Source organism: Caenibacillus caldisaponilyticus, from assembly GCF_002003465.1.
GTDB classification, from domain to species: Bacteria; Bacillota; Bacilli; order Bacillales; family Sporolactobacillaceae; genus Caenibacillus; species Caenibacillus caldisaponilyticus.
Window position 1 is genome coordinate 38,613 of record NZ_BDDQ01000009.1, and the last position, 18,989, is coordinate 57,601.

The 18,989-nt window shown below is 54.1% G+C and carries 18 protein-coding genes and 1 pseudogene; all 19 read left to right on the forward strand.

The window, feature by feature from the left end; translation table 11 throughout:
* The first annotated feature begins 96 nt into the window (after window positions 1-96).
* The 19 genes and pseudogenes from mnmA (at window position 97) to CCB157_RS04035 (ending at window position 18,987) form a co-directional block, all read left to right on the forward strand.
* The gene (mnmA, locus tag CCB157_RS03940) at window positions 97-1,209 is read left to right on the forward strand and encodes a tRNA 2-thiouridine(34) synthase MnmA (RefSeq protein ID WP_077614629.1); all 1,113 of its coding nucleotides are present in this window, start codon (window positions 97-99) and stop codon (window positions 1,207-1,209) included.
* Window positions 1,210-1,916: 707 nt separating this feature from the next.
* Window positions 1,917-4,310 carry an SF1B family DNA helicase RecD2 gene (recD2, locus tag CCB157_RS03950; protein WP_077614631.1) on the forward strand — a complete coding sequence of 798 codons (2,394 nt, stop codon included), beginning with the start codon at window positions 1,917-1,919 and terminating at the stop codon, window positions 4,308-4,310.
* Window positions 4,311-4,418: 108 nt separating this feature from the next.
* Window positions 4,419-4,619, forward strand: coding sequence for a YrzR-like zinc ribbon domain (locus tag CCB157_RS03955; protein WP_077614684.1), 201 nt, complete (start codon window positions 4,419-4,421; stop codon window positions 4,617-4,619).
* Window positions 4,620-4,712: 93 nt separating this feature from the next.
* Window positions 4,713-5,804 carry an AI-2E family transporter gene (locus tag CCB157_RS03960; RefSeq protein WP_077614632.1) on the forward strand — a complete coding sequence of 364 codons (1,092 nt, stop codon included), beginning with the start codon at window positions 4,713-4,715 and terminating at the stop codon, window positions 5,802-5,804.
* 312 nt (window positions 5,805-6,116) lie between these two features.
* Window positions 6,117-8,754, forward strand: a pseudogene (gene alaS, locus CCB157_RS03965) (alanine--tRNA ligase).
* Window positions 8,755-8,835: 81 nt separating this feature from the next.
* Window positions 8,836-9,105 (forward strand): IreB family regulatory phosphoprotein, encoded by a 270-nt coding sequence (locus CCB157_RS03970; RefSeq protein ID WP_077614633.1) that lies wholly within the window; start codon window positions 8,836-8,838, stop codon window positions 9,103-9,105.
* A gap of 19 nt (window positions 9,106-9,124) precedes the next feature.
* A complete protein-coding gene (gene ruvX, locus CCB157_RS03975; RefSeq protein WP_077614634.1) occupies window positions 9,125-9,559 on the forward strand; it encodes a Holliday junction resolvase RuvX in 435 nt (144 codons plus the stop codon).
* On the forward strand, window positions 9,556-9,837 hold the full coding sequence (locus CCB157_RS03980; RefSeq protein WP_077614635.1) for a DUF1292 domain-containing protein: 282 nt from the start codon (window positions 9,556-9,558) through the stop codon (window positions 9,835-9,837). Before ruvX ends, CCB157_RS03980 begins: the two co-directional genes overlap by 4 nt.
* 214 nt (window positions 9,838-10,051) lie before the next feature.
* Window positions 10,052-11,188: an endolytic transglycosylase MltG gene (gene mltG, locus CCB157_RS03985; protein ID WP_143286916.1), complete on the forward strand. Its 1,137-nt coding sequence runs from the start codon at window positions 10,052-10,054 to the stop codon at window positions 11,186-11,188.
* 78 nt (window positions 11,189-11,266) lie between these two features.
* Complete coding sequence (locus tag CCB157_RS03990; protein WP_077614637.1) at window positions 11,267-11,908, forward strand: O-methyltransferase; 642 nt, start codon at window positions 11,267-11,269, stop codon at window positions 11,906-11,908.
* A 33-nt stretch (window positions 11,909-11,941) separates the two neighbouring features.
* Complete coding sequence (gene udk / locus CCB157_RS03995; protein WP_077614638.1) at window positions 11,942-12,592, forward strand: uridine kinase; 651 nt, start codon at window positions 11,942-11,944, stop codon at window positions 12,590-12,592.
* A gap of 71 nt (window positions 12,593-12,663) precedes the next feature.
* A complete protein-coding gene (gene greA / locus CCB157_RS04000; RefSeq protein ID WP_077614639.1) occupies window positions 12,664-13,140 on the forward strand; it encodes a transcription elongation factor GreA in 477 nt (158 codons plus the stop codon).
* A gap of 41 nt (window positions 13,141-13,181) precedes the next feature.
* Window positions 13,182-13,619, forward strand: coding sequence for a hypothetical protein (locus CCB157_RS04005; protein ID WP_077614640.1), 438 nt, complete (start codon window positions 13,182-13,184; stop codon window positions 13,617-13,619).
* Window positions 13,528-15,039: a penicillin-binding transpeptidase domain-containing protein gene (locus CCB157_RS04010; protein WP_077614641.1), complete on the forward strand. Its 1,512-nt coding sequence runs from the start codon at window positions 13,528-13,530 to the stop codon at window positions 15,037-15,039. Before CCB157_RS04005 ends, CCB157_RS04010 begins: the two co-directional genes overlap by 92 nt.
* Before the next feature lie 195 nt (window positions 15,040-15,234).
* Window positions 15,235-15,888 (forward strand): YrrS family protein, encoded by a 654-nt coding sequence (locus CCB157_RS04015; protein WP_158077192.1) that lies wholly within the window; start codon window positions 15,235-15,237, stop codon window positions 15,886-15,888.
* Between the two features lie 334 nt (window positions 15,889-16,222).
* Window positions 16,223-16,873 (forward strand): class I SAM-dependent DNA methyltransferase, encoded by a 651-nt coding sequence (locus CCB157_RS04020; RefSeq protein WP_077614643.1) that lies wholly within the window; start codon window positions 16,223-16,225, stop codon window positions 16,871-16,873.
* 12 nt (window positions 16,874-16,885) lie between these two features.
* A complete protein-coding gene (gene mtnN, locus CCB157_RS04025) occupies window positions 16,886-17,608 on the forward strand; it encodes a 5'-methylthioadenosine/S-adenosylhomocysteine nucleosidase (RefSeq protein ID WP_077614644.1) in 723 nt (240 codons plus the stop codon).
* A complete protein-coding gene (locus CCB157_RS04030) occupies window positions 17,586-18,053 on the forward strand; it encodes an S-ribosylhomocysteine lyase (protein ID WP_077614645.1) in 468 nt (155 codons plus the stop codon). Before mtnN ends, CCB157_RS04030 begins: the two co-directional genes overlap by 23 nt.
* A 10-nt stretch (window positions 18,054-18,063) precedes the next feature.
* Window positions 18,064-18,987 (forward strand): PLP-dependent cysteine synthase family protein, encoded by a 924-nt coding sequence (locus CCB157_RS04035; RefSeq protein ID WP_077614685.1) that lies wholly within the window; start codon window positions 18,064-18,066, stop codon window positions 18,985-18,987.
* The last annotated feature ends 2 nt before the right edge of the window (window positions 18,988-18,989 follow it).

The following is an 18,989-nucleotide window of genomic DNA, read 5'->3' on the forward strand; positions in this document are numbered from 1 at the left end:
TATCATGGCGTTTTGTTCACGGGGCGGATCTTCACCCCGCCCATCGGTTGGTTATATAGAAAAATGCCAGATTAGGAAACGAAGGAGGTGGGCCGGATGGCCAAAGCTCGCGTGGTCGTCGGGATGTCGGGCGGCGTGGATTCGTCGGTCGCGGCGCTCCTCTTAAAACAACAAGGGTATGATGTCGTCGGCATCTTCATGAAAAACTGGGACGATACCGATGAAAACGGCGTGTGCACGGCGACGGAAGATTTTGAAGACGTCGCCCGCGTCGCGGGCCAAATCGGCATTCCCTATTATGCGGTGAATTTTGAAAAGGAATATTGGGATAAGGTGTTCACTTATTTTCTCGACGAATATAAGGCCGGGAGAACGCCGAATCCCGATGTCGTCTGCAATAAAGAAATCAAATTCAAGGCGTTTCTCGATCACGCCTTTTCCCTCGGAGCCGATTACGTCGCCACCGGCCATTATGCGCGGATCGACCGCAAAGACGGGCGCGTCCGGCTGTTGCGCGGGGCCGACGAAGGGAAAGACCAATCGTACTTTTTGAACCAGCTGACGGAAGAACAATTGGCCAGAGTGCTGTTTCCGCTCGGGGATCTGAAGAAAACCGACGTGCGGCGGATCGCCAAGGAGTACGGATTGGCAACGGCCGACAAAAAGGACAGCACGGGCATTTGTTTCATCGGCGAGCGCAATTTTAAAGAATTTTTGAGCCGTTATTTGCCGGCGCAGCAAGGCGAAATTTATACCATTGACGGCGAATATAAAGGCGTGCACGACGGGCTGATGTACTATACGAACGGACAACGCCAAGGGCTCGGCATCGGCGGGCCCGGCGGACCGTGGTTTGTGTGCGGCAAGGACTTGGAAAACAACATTTTGTACGTGGCGCCGGCCGATCATGAGGCGTTGTATTCCGAAGGCTTGCTGGCGGAAAACGTCAATTGGATCAACGGGGCGCCCGGCAAAACCTTTGAATGCACGGCAAAATTCCGCTATCGCCAACCCGATCGCCGCGTGACGGTGACGGTGGAAGACGGCGGCCGCGCCAAAGTGTTGTTTAAAGAACCGCAAAAAGCCGTGACCCCCGGTCAAGCCGTCGTTTTTTATGACGGAGACGTTTGTCTCGGCGGGGGCACCATCAGCCTGATCAAGCAAAAAGCCTATCATGAAAAACTCGATTTTGTCCGGCCGGCGATATGACAACGGACCGCGGCGGGATACCGCCGCGGTTTTTTACGTGATGGACCAAGCCGCGCGGCCGGCGATTCCGAACGCATGCCGGACCCGAATCAAAGGCGATGCGCGCGGAACCCCAATGCTTAACGTTTCCAGTCCCCCTTAATGCCGCGTCGTTTCATCACACGGGCGGCCGGGCAATTGAGAATTCGTTTTTCATTGAATCCCCCTCTCCATCAAAAAAATTTCCTACTTGATAGCTGTGGGATCACGACAAATTTCATGAAGCGGCGAAATCAACATCAGAAGATTCGGCGCCACTCCAAAGAAAGCGCGGTTTCTGATATACTTAACGCAGACTAAAGTATGGATCGGGAAGAATGTCTCTTCCGCGCGTCCGATGGCCTTTACGCCATCCGTTTCGGTGCGGCCTGCGCTTCTCGCTCCGGACGCGGTCGAAAAGCCGAAAGCCAGTCCATGAGGCGGCGTCTCCTCCGGAGCCGTCCGTTCGGGCTTATGTTTGAACGCCGCCCGTTGCGCTGCCTATTCATTCGGTTTGCGGCTTCAAGCCGCCATGGATGAACGCTTGCCGAATGGCCAAACGGCCCGCCGGCGGCGTTCATCGCTGCCATGAGGCAATGGGGTTGGCCTCTTCCGGAAGTCTGTGAATCGGTCTCCCCTCATCAAAATGCATCACTACTATTTTGTTCGGTCGAAGGAAGCGAATGACGATGAGCGATCAATCGGCATTGGACTTGTTTGCCGAGGAAAAAAAATATATCAAAGGGATCCCGGAGCGCATCATCTTTCACAATGACGACAACGCCTATACGGTATTGCGGGTGAAGATCGAGGAAACGAACGAAAACATTGACGAAAAAGACATCATCGTCTGCGGATATTTTCCCGTCATCCATCTGCACGAAAGCTATCAATTTTTCGGACAGGTCAAACTGCATCCGCGCTACGGCAAACAATTCGAAGCCGATCAGTTTCGCAAGCTTCTCCCGCAATCCAAAGCCGGCATCGTCCAGTACTTGTCCGGTGATCTCTTTCCGGGCATCGGAAAGAAAACCGCCGAAGCGATTGTCGAGGCCCTCGGCGAGGCGGCGATTTCCAAGATCTTGAACGATCGCAACGCGCTGAATGACGTCCCAAAGTTGTCAAAGGAAAAAGCGGATCAAATCTACGAGACGCTCATCGAACATCAGGGTTTGGAAAAAGTCATGATCGCGCTTTCCGACTACGGCTTCGGCCCGCAATTGTCGATGAAAATTTATCAGGTTTACAAAAACCAAGCGATCGACATCATCAACGAAAACCCGTACCGCCTCGTCCATGACGTTGAGGGCATCGGGTTTCATCGCGCCGATGAACTCGGGAAAATGCTGGGGCTTGCGGCGGATAGCCCTGAGCGGATTCAAGCCGGCGTATTGTTTTGGCTGAACGAACGGGCGATGAACGACGGCCACGTCTATATGCCTCTTGAGGAAACGTTGGACGGGGCGGGGCGGTTGTTGTCGACGAAAGAAGGAACGGTCGACGAAGCCGCCATCATCCGGGAGATTGAATATCTCGAAGAAGAAGGAAAACTCGTCGTCGACGATGGGGCGGTTTATTTGCCGTCTCTCTACTATGCGGAAAAAGGGCTGGTCACGAGCATTAAAAAGCTGTCTGAACAAAAAGATTTTGAGCGGTCGTTTTCCGAAAGCGAATTTTTAGAAGCCCTTGGCTCCCTCGAAGAGCGCCTCGGCATCCAGTACGCGCCGTCGCAAAAAGAGGCGATCCGTGCCGCCCTGACTTCACCGCTCATGATTTTGACCGGCGGACCGGGCACGGGCAAGACGACGGTCATTAAAGGCATCGTCGAGGTGTATGCGGAATTGAACGGGCTGTCGCTCAATCCCAAGGACTACGACGATGACCGCCCGTTTCCGATCGCGCTCTGTGCGCCGACGGGAAGGGCCGCCAAGCGGATGAACGAGTCGACCGGGCTGCCGGCGACGACGATTCACCGATTGCTGGGATGGCGCGGCGCCCAGGGCGGTTTCGAACATGATGAAGACCATCCGATTTCCGCGCGCCTTGTCATCATCGATGAAATGTCCATGGTCGACATTTGGCTCGCCAATCAATTGTTTAAATCGCTCGCCTTGCCGACGCAGGTCGTCATCGTCGGCGATGAAGACCAATTGCCGTCGGTCGGCCCCGGCCAGGTGCTGAACGATCTCTTGCAATCGGGCGCCATCCCGACGATCCGTTTGACCGACATTTATCGTCAGGCCCAAGGCTCCTCGATCGTCGAGCTCGCCCACAGCATTAAAAACGGCGTCGTGCCGGATGACCTGTGCGAGCCGAAGGAAGACCGCCGCTTCTTTGAATGCAAACAAGCGCAGATCGTCGATGCCGTCATGCAAGTCTGCCAAAACGCCTTAAAAAAAGGGTATACCGTGCGCGACATCCAGGTGCTCGCCCCGATTTACAAAGGCAACGCGGGGGTCGATGCCCTCAACGCGGCGCTGCAAAATTTGTTTAACCCGCCCGATGACCAAAAACGGGCGCTCGAATACGGCGACAAAACGTTCCGGGTCGGTGATAAAGTCCTTCAGCTCGTCAACAATCCGGAAGAGAACGTGTTTAACGGTGACATCGGCGAGGTCGTCGCGGTCTTTCGGGCGAAGGAAACCGTGGAAAAAGAAGATCAGCTCGTCGTGTCGTTTGACGGCCATGAAGTGAGATACTTAAAACGCGATTTGAATCAATTGACGTTGGCTTACTGTTGTTCCATCCATAAATCGCAAGGGAGCGAATTTCCGATCGTCGTTCTCCCCGTCGTCAAGGGGTATCACCGCATGTTGCGGCGCAACTTGATTTATACCGCCGTCACGCGCAGCAAGGCGTATTTAATTCTTTGCGGCGATCCGTCCGCATTCGCTTATGCCGTCGGCCAGGCCGGCGTCGACCGCCGCTATTCGCGGCTAAAGGACAAGCTCGCCGATCGCTTGGCGTCTCCATCATCTGATTTCGCGTTTCCGGATGGCGAAGCTTTTCCGGACGACGATGAGGCGGCCGCGTTCGAGGACGAGGCGTTTCCGTACGTTGCGCCGAACTTTCCGTCCTCGTGAGCCCTTGACGGCCATGATCCCTGTTTTTTCGGGCAGATCATGAATGAGCGGTAAAGCGTGGTATGAATCCCAGATGGATTGGACAGGATGGGATCTGAGGTGAAAACGATGAACTGCCCGAATTGCAAAGGAAAAAATCTTGGGAAGATCGGCGTCAATCAATATTATTGTTGGGACTGCTTCGTTGAACTGTCCCTTTCCAAAGGGAAAATCTCGCTCGCCCAGATTGAAGAAGACGGTACGCTGACGGACCTCAACGATTTGTTCGAAGAAAGCGAACTCCGCATCGAATCGCCCGGAACGGCTTAACGCGCCGCCTTCCGGGCGATTCGATTACCCGCCGCCTTCCGCCGTGATTGAAGCGGCCGAATTTGTCGCAAGATAAGGGCGGAGGGATTGATTATGACCAAATGGACGGCGCTCCCGTGGCTTAAGATCCTGGCGATACTCCTTCTCTTGTTTTTGAACTGTTGGATTGCGCTGAAATTGTTTCCTTATGTCGGCCATGCGCTCGGCTATCTTCTCAAAGTGCTCGCCCCGTTTCTCATCGCGGTTTTTATCGCCTATCTTCTGCACCCTTTGGTCGAGGGGCTGCACCGCCAGGGAATCGCGCGGTTGCCCGCGATCGCCATTATTTATATATTGTTTTTCGGCACGGTCATTTACGCCGGCATAAAAGGGACGCCGATCTTCATCAAGGAACTCAAAAGCTTTGCCAAGCAGGCGCCGGAATTGTCGGAAATGTACCGCGATCACGTCAATCGCTTTTATTACGCGACGTCGGACTGGCCGGAAACGGTTCATGACCATTTCGACCGGCTCGTCGCCTCTTTGGAAGCGGGATTGAACCGCATCGTCCGCAAGATCGTCGAAACGATCCAATGGCTGTTTCGTTCCGCTTTTACGATCCTGCTCATTCCTTTTATCGTCTTCTATCTCTTGAAGGATTATGAACGGATCAAGGCATGGCTCGTTCGCTTGACGCCGCAGAGGTGGCGGGAGCCGGCGCGCGCACTGATTCGGGACGTCGACCTGTCGCTCGGCAGCTACATCCGCGGGCAACTTTTAGTCTGTTGCGTCCTCGGGGGCGTGGCTGCCGTCGGTTTATGGCTGTTGGGCATTCCTTATGCCATTCTTCTCGGCTCGTTTATCGGCATCACGGATATCATTCCGTATTTCGGACCGCTCCTCGGCGCCGTGCCGGCGGTGTTCATCGCCGTGACGGTTTCCGTCAAACAGGCGATTTTCGTCGTTTTGCTCATCGCCGTTCTCCAATTTCTTGAAGGCAACGTCATCAGCCCGCTCATCGTCGGAAAGAGCGTGCACATCCATCCGATCGTCATCATGCTTTCGCTCGTCATCGGAGGAGACGTCGCGGGCGTGGTCGGCATGCTGCTTTCCGTGCCCGTTTTCGTCACGCTTCGCGTATTCGTTCGACATTTTTGGCATTATTACAAGAAAAAAATTGACAACCGTGAACCCTCTCATCTATAATGACGGCATGAAAAATGAAAACGATGATGGAGCGAACCGCCGGATGGTCGCGAGGCCAGAGAGGGTTTTCCGAGGCTGGAAGAAAACCCACGTGCGACATCTGCGGAAGCCACTCCGGAGTGCAGCTAATCCCTGCCGGTATTGCGCCGTTATCGCTAACGAGGTGATAAGCCTTGTCCGCCTTCGGCCGACAGGCTTATAACCAGGGTGGTACCGCGTGAGAACAGCCTCTCGTCCCTGAATGGACGGGGGTTTTTTATTTTCAACAAGCAATCCTCTTAAATCCTTCATTATGTTCGGGAGGGAATGCCAATGAAAACGCTCAGTTCAAAAGACGTCAGAAACATGTTTCTGGATTTTTTCAAACAAAAAGGGCATAAGGTGGAGCCGAGCGCATCGCTCATTCCGGTGGACGACCCGTCTCTCCTTTGGATCAACAGCGGCGTCGCCACGCTGAAAAAGTATTTTGACGGCCGCGTCGTTCCGGACAATCCAAGAATCGTGAACGCCCAGAAGGCGATCCGGACGAACGACATAGAAAACGTCGGTTATACGGCCCGCCACCACACCTTTTTTGAGATGCTCGGCAACTTTTCGGTCGGGGATTATTTCAAGAGGGAAGCGATCCACTGGGCGTGGGAATTTCTGACCAGCCCGGATTGGATCGGGTTCGATCCGGATCGGTTGTCCGTGACCATCCATCCGGAAGACGATGAAGCCTACGAGATCTGGCATAAAGAAATCGGGATACCGGATGAGCGGATTGTTCGTCTGAAGGAAAATTTCTGGGACATCGGCGAAGGGCCGTGCGGGCCGAACTCGGAAATCTTTTACGACCGCGGCCCGGAATTCGGGGACGATCCGAACGATCCGGAGCTGTATCCCGGCGGGGAAAACGAGCGTTATCTTGAAGTGTGGAATCTCGTGTTCTCCCAATACAACCACAATCCGGACGGCAGCTATACCCCGCTGCCGAAGAAAAACATCGATACCGGCATGGGACTTGAGCGGATGTGCTCCATTCTTCAAAACGGCAAAACCAATTTCGACACCGATCTGTTCCTGCCGATCATCGAAAAAATCGAGACCATCTCCGGGCGCCGCTACGGAAACGACGCCGAAGCGGACACCGCTTTTAAGGTGATCGCCGACCACGTTCGCGCCGTCACTTTTGCGATTTCCGATGGCGCGCTGCCTTCGAACGAAGGGCGCGGTTATGTTCTGCGCCGCTTGATCCGTCGCGCGGTCCGTTTTGCGATGGAAATCGGCATCAACCGGCCGTTCATGTACGAGCTCGTCCCCGTCGTTGCGGAGATCATGGGTGATTTCTACGAAAACCTGAAGAACAACACCGCCTTTGTGCAAAAGATCATCCGTTCGGAGGAAGAGCGTTTCCACGAAACCTTGCATGAAGGCATCGCGATTTTACAAGAAGTCATCGCCAAGGCGAAAGAAGAAGGAAAAACACAAATTTCCGGCGTCGACGCCTTCAGGCTGTACGATACATTCGGGTTTCCGGTCGAATTGACGGAAGAATACGCGCAGAAGGAAGGGCTGTCCGTCGACATGGCCGCCTTCGAGCAAGAATTGGAGGCGCAAAGGGAGCGGGCGAGAAGCGCGCGCCAAGACGTCGATTCCATGCAGGTGCAAAACAACACGCTGCGCGAAATCAAGGAAGAAAGCCGGTTCATCGGTTACGAACAACATGAGGCCGATGTGAAAATCACCGTCATCATCAAGGAGAACGAACGGATTGACACCGCCCGTGCCGGGGAAGAGATCAAAATCATGCTCGATCAAACCCCGTTTTACGCGGAAAGCGGCGGACAGATTGCCGATATCGGCACGCTGGAGAACGAAACCGCCGAGCTCCGCATTAAAGACGTGCAAAAAGCGCCGAACGGACAACACCTGCATACCGCCGTCGTCCAACGCGGCGAAGTGCGGACGGGCGACGCCTTTACGGCGAAAATCGACCGCGACCGCCGCGCCGATACGGAGAAAAACCATTCGGCGACCCATTTGCTCCATCAGGCTTTAAAAGATGTTCTCGGCCAACACGTCAACCAAGCGGGCTCGCTTGTCGCTCCGGATCGCCTGCGCTTCGACTTTTCGCATTACGCGAAAGTCACCGACGAGGAGCTGGAGCGGATCGAAGCGATCGTCAACGAAAAAATTTGGGCGTCCTTGCCCGTGACGACCATGCAAATGGGCCTTAAGGAAGCGAAAGCCATGGGCGCGATGGCGCTGTTCGGCGAAAAATACGGCGAGATCGTCCGCGTCGTTAAAATCGGCGACTACAGCTTGGAGCTTTGCGGAGGCTGCCATGTGCGCAATACAGCCGAAATCGGCCTCTTCAAAATCGTGTCGGAATCCGGCATCGGGGCGGGCACGCGCCGCATCGAAGCGGTCACGGGCAAACACGCCTTCCAATTGCTCAATCAGCGCCTGAAAGAAATGCGCGCGCTCGCCGAATCGCTGAAGACGAACTTGGACGGCATCCCGGATCGCATCGAAGCGCTGCGCGCACAAATTCGCGAATTGGAAAAGGAAAATGCTTCGCTTACGGCGAAATTAGGAAATGCGCAAATCGATGAACTGAAAAAAACGCGTCCGCGTGGTATCCGGCGTGCCTGTTCTCGCGGAAAAAGCGGAAGGAGTGGACATGAACGGGCTGCGCGCGATGGTTGACCGGTTAAAAAATACGCTCGAATCGGGTATTATGGTATTAGCATCCGCAGAGTCCGGTAAAGTGAACATCATTTGCGGTGTGACGAAGGATCTGGTCGAGAAGGGCTTTCACGCCGGTCAATTGGTGAAAGAGGTCGCCAAGCTTTGCGGCGGCGGCGGAGGCGGTCGGCCCGACATGGCCCAGGCGGGGGGCAAAGATCCCAAAGGGCTCGACAAGGCGTTGGCTTTTGTGACAGAATGGGTTAAAGAAAAAGCGTGACGGACGTTCAACCGCGTGCGGGGCGATACCCGACGGCCGGGCGTATCAAGAGACATTTCATGTTGCGAGGGGAGACCTGCAATGGACAAGACGATGAAGTTCAATTTCCACGATGATCCGGATCGCCAAGACATCAAGGACGTCTTGTTAAGGGTATATCAAGCGCTGCAAGACAAAGGCTACAATCCGATCAACCAAATCGTCGGCTATTTGCTTTCGGGCGATCCGGCCTACATTCCCCGCCACCAAGACGCGCGCAATTTGATCAGAAAGATTGAGCGCGACGAAATCATAGAAGAGCTTGTCACCACATACCTTGAAAAACATTGCAAGGATGGATTCGGCAGATGAAGCACGGGGATTTCCGGCCATGAGAATCATGGGATTGGATTACGGATCGAAAACCGTCGGCGTGGCGGTCAGCGATGCGCTGGGACTCACGGCGCAAGGCATTGAAACGATCCGTTACGAGCAACATAAGAAACACGAGCTTTTTCAACGGCTGGAAGCGTTGATCAAACAGTACGGCGTGGAGCGTCTCGTTGTCGGTTTGCCCAAAAACATGAACGGTTCGGTCGGCGAACGCGGCCGGGAAAGCGCCGCGTTTGCCGATCAATTGAAAAAGCGCTTCGGGTTGCCCGTTGAATTGTCCGATGAACGGTTGACGACCATGGCGGTGGAACGCATGCTCATCGATGCCGACGTCAGCCGCGGCAAGCGAAAAAAAGTCATCGACAAGATGGCGGCCGTGTTGATTTTACAAAATTATTTAGATCAAATGAGAAACGGAGTGGCGCCGCAATGACACATGAAGAACAAGAACGCATCATCATCCCGGATGAAAACGGCGAGGAACACCTTTTCGACATCCTCTTTACGTTTGACGTTGAGCAAACCGGACGCTCCTACATGGTGGTGAAGCCTGTCGAAGCCCCCGAGGACGACGATGACGAATATGAAGAAGTGTTTGGTTTCCGTTATGAAGAAACCGATGGCGAGTTCAGCTTATATCCCATCGAAACCGATGCGGAATGGGATATGGTTGAAGAGATGCTGAACACGTTTACCACGGAAGACATCTGATTTCTCCCCCCGTCAATCCGGCGGCTTTTCCTTAGGGAAGCCGCCTTTTTGTGGTCGAATGCAGGGGACGAGCTTAAAGGGGCGATGGCGCCGGCTTCTTTTTCCCAATCCGCTCTTATAAGAAGCAGATGCTGATCCGACATTTCAGCGCATATATCGACAGAGCGGCGTCTTATAGTATAATGATCGTGGGAAATTGAAAGGAGCGTCGCCATTGTCACAAACGAATGATCGGTGGAACCAATGGATGGAACAGAGCGAAGAGGCCCGGCTCGTCAGGCGCATCGCCGCCGTTGTGGTGAGCGCGGTTCTTGTCCTGATCGTCGCGGGCGGATTGTTTGCCACTTACTACGTTCAGCGCGCGCTAAAACCGCTTAATGCCGACAGCAAACAACAAAAGGTCGTCACGATCCCGACCGGGTCGTCCGCTGCTGAGATCGGGAGGATTTTAAAGGATAAAGGCATTATCCGCAACGCGACCGTTTTTCGTTTTTATTGCAAGTATAAGAATGAACATGATTTTAAAGCGGGCGTCTATCGGCTTTCGCCTTCGATGTCGATCGATCAAATCATCAAGGCGATCGAATCCGGCCGAACCTATGCCGGCGCCGGATTGACGCTCACCATTCCTGAAGGGCTTTGGGTGGAAGACATTGCCGCGCGGATCGCGGCGAAGACGAAATACTCCAAGGATGAAATCTTGAATGTGATGAAGGACCGCGCTTATATTAAAACCCATTTCATGAAGGATTACCCGTTTTTAAACGACGTTATTCTCGATAAACAGATCAAATATCCGCTGGAAGGATATTTGTTCCCGGCGACGTATCGATTTACAAAGAAAAATCCGAGCATCGATGAAATCATTAAACAGATGTTGGACAAGACCCAGGCGGTGCTGGGCAAATATCAGGATGACATCGCAAACAGCCGATTGGGTTCCGTCCACAAAGTGTTGACGATGGCGTCGCTCGTCGAAGCTGAGGCAAAAAACGACACCGATCGCAGGCTGATCGCCGGCGTCTTTTACAACCGGTTGAAAAAAGGCATGCCGCTCCAAAGCGACATGACCGCGCTTTATGCCGTCGGAAAAAGAAAAGCCCACGTCACGTTCAAAGACACGGGTCAATCTTCGCCATATAATACCTATTTGCACAAAAATCTCCCGGTCGGGCCGATCGACAATCCCGGCGAAGCGTCGCTAAGGGCCGTCCTTCATCCGACCCCGTCCGACTATCTCTACTTCTACGCCCGTCCGAACGGGGAGATTCTCTATGCCAAGACGCTCAAAGAACATCAGGCGAACATAAAAAAATATAAAAAGGAATGGGCAAAATTGAAAGAGGAGTGACCGGGCGGGTCGCCCTCTTCTTTTAACGCGGTCCCGTTGCATCGGTGCCCACCTTGGTTCGGAGGGAAGGATGGCTTCTTGGAAGAGGAAAGTTTAAATCGTTATCTCACGCGATTAAACGGCGGGGAGGCGAGCGGGTTGCAGGCGCTTGCGGAGGAAGCCCGGGCGGAAGGGATTCCGATCATGCAGCCCGAAGCGCTCGCCGTTCTCCTTTTGTGCATCCGCATGAAGCGGCCGAACACGATTCTGGAGATCGGGACCGCCATCGGTTATTCCGCCATCCAAATGGCGCTTGCCTCTGGCCGTGGCGCGAGGGTGGTCACCGTGGAACGCGATCCCATCCTCGCCGGTCGTGCGCGCGACAACGTGGCGCGCTTTAACCTGCAGGACGCGGTCGAGGTGATTGAAGGCGATGCGCTGGAGGCCGTCGAAGCCGTCCGCGTCCATGGCCCGTATGATTTCATCGTCATCGATGCCGGTAAAGGCCATTACAAGGAATTTTTTACGACCTACGCGGCCGGTCTCGTCCGGGGCGGCGTCGTGTTTTGCGACAATGTGCTGTTCCGCCGCCATGTGTTGAACCCGGAAGCGGCGCCGAAGCGGATTCGGCGGCTCGCCGCCAAAATGGACGCGTTTAACCGCTGGCTCGCCCGGCAACCGGGCTTTGATACCATGTTTTTGTCGGTCGGGGACGGCGTGTCCATCAGCATTCGCAAATAAACAAAGCAACCAAATAGAAAGGATTTTTTAAGCATGAAGAAAAAACCGATCATCATTGGGGTGGCCGGCGGTTCGGGTTCCGGCAAGACGACCGTGGCCAGGGAGATCTGCCGGCATTTTCCGGACCAATCCATCGCGGTGATCGAACAGGATGCATATTATAAAGCCCAAGATCATAAGTCAATGGAAGAACGGCTGAAAACGAATTACGACCATCCGTTCGCCTTTGATTGGGATTTATTGCTCGAGCACTTGAACAAGCTTCTCCGGTTCGAACCGATCAATAAACCGGTGTATGACTATACAGTCCATACAAGATCTGATAAAATAATTCCTATACAACCGAAAGATGTCATCATTTTGGAAGGCATCCTTATTTTGGAAGATCACCGGCTGCGTGATCTGATGGATATTAAAGTCTATGTCGATACCGATTCCGACCTGCGCATCATTCGCCGTCTCATGCGGGATACGCATGAGCGCGGGCGTTCGATGGATTCCGTTATCGAACAATATCTTTCCGTCGTCCGGCCGATGCACAACCAATTCATCGAACCGACCAAGAGGTATGCCGATATCATCATTCCGGAAGGCGGGCAAAACTCCGTGGCCATCGATTTGTTGGTGACCAAAATTCGCGCGATTTTAGGCGGATCCGAGCCGCAAGTCGTCCAATCGAATTGAAAAGATGAAACGAAAACGGTCTCATGGTTGGGACCGTTCAACGCTATTCGAAGACAAGGGAGTGTTAGGGTATGGCTGAGGAAAAAAAACATTACATGACCGCCGAAGGTAAACAAAAATTGGAACAAGAATTGGAATACCTCAAAACGGAAAGGCGCAAACAAGTCGTCGAGCGCATCAAAATCGCCCGCAGCTATGGCGACCTCTCGGAAAACTCGGAATATGACGCGGCGAAGGATGAACAGGCGTTTGTCGAATCGCGCATTCAACAGATCGAACAAATGATCCGCAACGCCATCATCATCGAAGAAGACGCCTCCAATCCGAATGTGGTCAATATCGGCAAGTCCGTCACCTTTAAAGAGCTGCCGGACGGTGAAGAAGAAACGTATACCATCGTCGGCAGCGCCGAGTCCGATCCGTTTGAAGGGAAAATTTCCAACGATTCCCCCATGGCGAAAAGCTTGATCGGCAAATCGGTCGGCGACGAAGTCGTCGTCCCGACGCCGGGCGGGGAGCTGCGCGTGAAAATACTCAAAGTGCAATAATGGTCTCTCGATAAAACCGCGGTTTCAGCCGCGGTTTTTCTATGGGATCAAGCTTCGATCGCCTTGTTTGGGAGCTGCGTTTATTTTTCGGCCCGGCCGGTTTGGCGATCGCTCCAACGGTCAACAATGGAGATGGGGTGATCGCGATGATCAAAAGGCGGATCGCCGTGGTCGGTGCGGCTTTATTGTGCACGGCGGCAATGCTCATCGTTCGTCTCGCGCAAATCCAACTTTTTGACACCGAAAGCTTTTCGAATGAAAAAATCAATCTCATCGACAAGAGCATTGAACAGCGGACGACCGCTTTTATCGTGGACGACGGCCGCGGCGTGATCGCCGACCGCAACGGCGAGATTCTGAATGTGAAAGAAAAAAAACGCCCTCATTTTGTTTCCGTTTTTAAAAAACGCGAGCTGGCCGGCGGACACCGTCGCCGCGATTTTAAACGTTCCCCGGTCGTCGCTGCTTTCCGCCGTTAAAAGCGCCGATAAACCCTTTGCCTTCAAGCGGGACGAATTAACTATCAGCGCGGCGCAGAAGGCGGCGATTAACCGGCTCAACGTCCCCGGTGTTCAAGTGCTGACCATTCGCTATCGGCCTGCGCGGTCGGCCTCTTTTGTGGTCGGTGCCGTCGGTGAAAATCCGGAGATCGTGCGCGCGAAATATCCGGACCTGCTGCGAAACGGCGGGCTTGATCCGACCGCCAAAGTCGGCATCATCGGATTGGAAAAGGCGTTCGACCCGTTTTTGTTGAGCACCCGTGAAAGCAAACTTCTGTATCATACGGCGGCGGGCGGCGCGCCCCTGTTCGGCGGCGGCGTCAAAATCAGCGGGGAGAGCGAAAGCGACGTTTATCCGTTAAAAGTGGTGACGACGCTCGATCGGAACATTCAAGAAATGGCGGAGCGGGAGATGGCGGCCGCGGGCATCACAAAAGGCGGGGTCGTCATTCTTGATGCGAACACGAGCGATTTGCTCGCGATGGCGAGCCGGCCGGAAATGGATCTGAAACATCCGTTTAAGCAGGAGAACTTGATGCTCGCGCCCGCCTTTCCGGGTTCGGTGTTCAAAATCGTGACGGCCGCGGCCGCGATCGAAAAAAACATTGTAAGCCCGACGGAGCATTTTAACTGCGATCAAAATCCGTACGGCACGGGCCGCAGCGACCGAACGCTCGGTACGCTGAACTTTGAGGAAAGTTTTTATCAAAGTTGTAACTACACGTTCGCCACGCTCAGCACGCAGATGATGGAGACCGATCCGAAGGTGCTTGACCGCTATGCCGCCAAGCTCGGATTGACCGAACCCGTCGGTTGGACGGGCGATGTCTATCGCCTGAAATCGTTTAAACACTTTCCCGATGAAGGCAAAAACACCATTTGGTTGAACGAGAGCGAACGCCAAGATCCGAAAGCGATCGCGCAAACCGCGATCGGCCAGCGCAACGTTAAACTCACCCCCCTCTCCGTCGCCAACATGATGGCCACCATTGCCCGCGGCGGGGAAAAATGGCAAGTGCGGGCGGCCACGGCGGTCGATTATCACAAGATGCCGGGCGTCTCTGTGGCCACGTTTCCCCATCAAAAAATGACGGGTGAGACGATCGAGCCGTATACTGCGATGCGCCTGCAAGCGCTGCTCAGAGGGGTCGTCAAGGATTCCAAAGGCACGGGGCATCGCCTGGCGGACGCCAAATATCCGATCGCCGGCAAATCGGGGACGGCCGAAACCGGCAGCACCCGCACGAATCAATGGTTTGCCGGTTACTTTCCCGCGGATCGGCCGAAATACGCGATGATCGTCGTCGATTTGCAAGGCGATGGCCAAAGCGCGAAAATCTATGAAGCCTACGAACGGCTCGTCAATGACCTCTATCAATACGATCACGGCGGGCGCTAAAAGCTTCAATCCGCGGGCGTCTTCGCCAATTTATGACCCCGCACTTTTTTGCGCCGGCTTTCGGCCATTCGGAATCACAAGATGACGCGCGCCGGCGGGGAAAATTTTGACGATCGGACAGGATAAACTTTGCTACTACGAATGATATGAAGATGATACAATCTTAGTATAGAGAAGTTCGAAGGGGGAGTTGTTTTGCCAAACCGTAACGATTTCCGTCCTTCTCGTTCGATAAGAAAAAAAGAGGAACGGTTGAATCGCTTCCTCAACTGGGCGATCACCGCGGTGATCGCTTGCATCTTGGCCGTAGGCGGATATCTTTTCGTATCCGTCTTGCATGCCCCGGCGGAACAGAAGGCTTCCGATTCGGCATCAACGAACGTTCAAAATAAATCGTCGAGCGATCAAAGCGGAAATACTCACGACAAAAAACACCAGGATGATCAAGGGGATCAAGCCGGCAACGCTTCGGGGAGCGTCGGGTCGGGTTCTTCTGACGGCGACCAGGCGTCCGGCGGCGATGAGGGTGCCTCCAACGACGGCGCCTATAATATGGAGGGAGGCGGCCCGCAAGGCCCTTGGCATCCGATCGGCACGGTTCAAAAAGAGCCGCACCATACCGACTACATCAAAGGTTCCGTCGATTGGAACGAACGGGTGAAGGCTTTGCTGTACGCCACCGGTTTGAGCGAAGACGATTACATTTTATGGCGGCTCGAAAACGGCGGGTCGCCGGACAAATCAAGAGGTGTGATCAGCTCCAAAGAAAATCCGGAGAAAAAATATGTCGTCTTGTTGCAATGGGTGACGGGCAAAGGCTGGAAGCCGATCAGCGTCACCATCCAATAAAACGTCCCCCGCACCGGGGGATTTTTTTGTCTTGTCATTTTCTTGCGGCCGCAGCGATTCGCCAAAGCGGGACGATGATGTGCAGTCCTGTCTATCCATCAGCGATGCGATAGTCCTGCAAGCGTTCATCCCAGCGCCGACAACCGCAAGGTGCCCTCCGCCCGCCGTTGCGAAATCCGTTCGCGGCGGCGACGCCTTGCTTTACCGAACGAAAGGTGAGGAAAAGCCCTTCTGCTTGGCAAAGAAAACTTTAATGTGGTACCGTTAGGGTGTCATTGAAATATTATTCCTATAAGAATACTAAGCATTAGCGTCGCTGGAGAGGAGGCGCCTTATGGGGCGTGAGTTTATCGAGATGTTTGATGAGTGGGCGGATACTTACGATCTCACCGTGAAGGGAGACGATGAAGAATACAAAGAGGTTTTCGAAAACTACGATCGCATTCTTGAGGAAGTGGCCCGGCGCGCCGAAGGGACGGTCGTTGAATTCGGCGTCGGCACCGGAAACTTGACGAAGCATTTGCTGAAACGAAATCTAAAGGTGTACGGCATCGAACCGTCCGCGCGCATGCGAGGGAAGGCCAAACACAAATTTCCCCATTTGGAATTGTATGAAGGGGATTTTTTGAACTTTCCGCTTCTGGATCGCCGCGTGGACACGATCGTCAGCTCTTATGCGTTCCATCACTTGACCGATGAAGAAAAAGACCGCGCGATCGCCTTGTATGGTCAATGGCTCCCCGAAGGTGGTAAGATTATTTTTGCGGATACGCTCTTCGAGAATGAAAGCGAAAAGCGGAACATTTTAGATCGGGTGAAACAACAGGGGTACTCCCGGTTGCTGCACGATCTGGAGACCGAGTATTATCCGCTGAAAGCGACGTTGGCCGATCTGTATGCGAAAAACGGCTTTACCGTTCAATTTACGCCGCTCAATCGCTACGTTTGGCTGACGGAAGCCGAAAAAAGAAAAAAGAACGGATAGGGAGGCAAATTCATGAAAATCGGCCTCATCGGAGCCATGGATGAAGAAATTGAACTGCTGAAAAGCAGCATGGAAAACTTACAAAGCGATCGGGTGGCGCAAACCCAGATTTTTTCAGGGCGAATCAACGACGTGGACGTCGTGCTTTTAAAATCGGGGATCGGAAAAGTGAACGCGGCGCTCGCGACGACGATTCTGATCGAGCGCTACCGGCCCGATTTTGTCATCAACACGGGGTCGGCCGGCGGTTTTGACCAATCGCTTGAAGTCGGGGATGTCGTCATCTCTACGGAAGTGCGCCATCATGACGTGGATGTGACGGCGTTCGATTATGAATACGGCCAAGTACCGAACATGCCGGCGGCGTTTACCGCCGACCCTTATTTGGTCGGCGTCGCCGAAAGAGCGGCGGCGAAGCGGCTCGGCGCGCGGAACGTGGTAAAAGGGCTGATCGCCACCGGCGATTCCTTCATGGCCGACGAAGGGCGCGTCCGGTTCGTCAAGTCCAAATTTCCCGAGTTGAAAGCCGGAGAAATGGAAGCGGCGGCCGTTGCCCAAGTGTGTTACCAATTCGGGACGCCGTTCGTCATCATCCGGTCGCTGTCGGATATCGCCGGCAAACATGCCGATGTCCTGTTCGACCAATTTTTGCATACCGCCGCGAAACATTCCGCGGAGCTGATCATATCTATGATTGAGGAGATGAAGGAACATGGCGGAAAAAATGAACGTTGAAAGCTTCAATCTGGACCATACGAAGGTCAAAGCGCCTTACGTTCGCCTCGTCGACGTCATCGAAGGGGCGCACGGTGACAAAATCTACAAATACGACATCCGCTTTTGCCAACCGAATAAAGAGCATATGGACATGCCTGCGCTCCATTCCCTTGAACATCTCATGGCGGAAAACATCCGCAATCATTTGGAGAACGTCATCGACCTCAGCCCGATGGGGTGCCAGACCGGCTTTTACCTGTCCGTCTTCAATAATGAAAGCTATGATGACGTTCTTCGCGCCATTGAGCAAACGCTGAACGACGTCCTGAATGCGACGGAAGTGCCCGCCGCCAATCCCGTTCAATGCGGCCGGGCCGAAAGCCATGACCTCGAGGGCGCCAAAGCGCTGGCGGAAAAAATGCTGGCCGCAAGAGGCGAATGGCACCAAATCTTTGCGGAGTGAAGGGATGGCGATGGAATACTACCGCAATGTCCATGAACTGATCGGCCGGACGCCGCTTGTCGAAATCACGCGCTTCCCGCTTCCCGAGGGCGTTCGCCTCTTCGCCAAACTGGAATTTTACAACCCCGGCGGGAGCGTCAAAGACCGGCTCGGGCAAGAACTCGTCCGTGAAGCTTTAGAGAGCGGAAAGCTCTCCGAAGGCGGGACGATCGTGGAGCCGACGGCCGGCAATACCGGCATCGGTCTGGCGCTGGCCGCCCTTGGAAAAAATATTAAGGTCATTTTTTGCGTTCCTGAGAAGTTCAGCATCGAAAAACAGGAAATCATGAAAGCGCTCGGCGCTCAAATCGTTCATACGCCGACGGAGGAAGGCATGGAAGGCGCGATCCGGAAAGCGAAAGCCCTCGTTCAGGAGATACCGGGCGCCTACATGCCGGGGCAGTTTGAAAATCCCGCCAACCCGAAAACATATTATAAAACCCTTGGTCCGGAAATTTGGGAACAAACGGACGGAAAAGTCAGCGTGTTCGTCGCCGGCGCCGGTTCCGGCGGCACCTTTATGGGGACGGCGGAATTTTTGAAAGAACAAAATCCGCGGATCAAGACGGTCATTGTCGAACCCGAAGGCTCGATTTTAAACGGCGGCTCGCCGGGATCGCATCGGACGGAAGGCATCGGCATGGAATTTTTGCCGCCGTTTATGGATCGCCGCTACTTCGACGCCATCCATACCATACCGGATGACGATGCGTTTCGCATGGTCCGGGAATTGGCGAGACGGGAAGGGCTACTCGTCGGCAGCTCTTCCGGCGCCGCGTTTGCTGCCGCCCTTAAGGAAGCGGAGGTCGCCGAACCCGGTGCGATCATCGTGACGGTTTTCCCGGATTCATCCGACCGCTACATCAGCAAAAAAATCTTTGAAGGAGGCATTTAAAG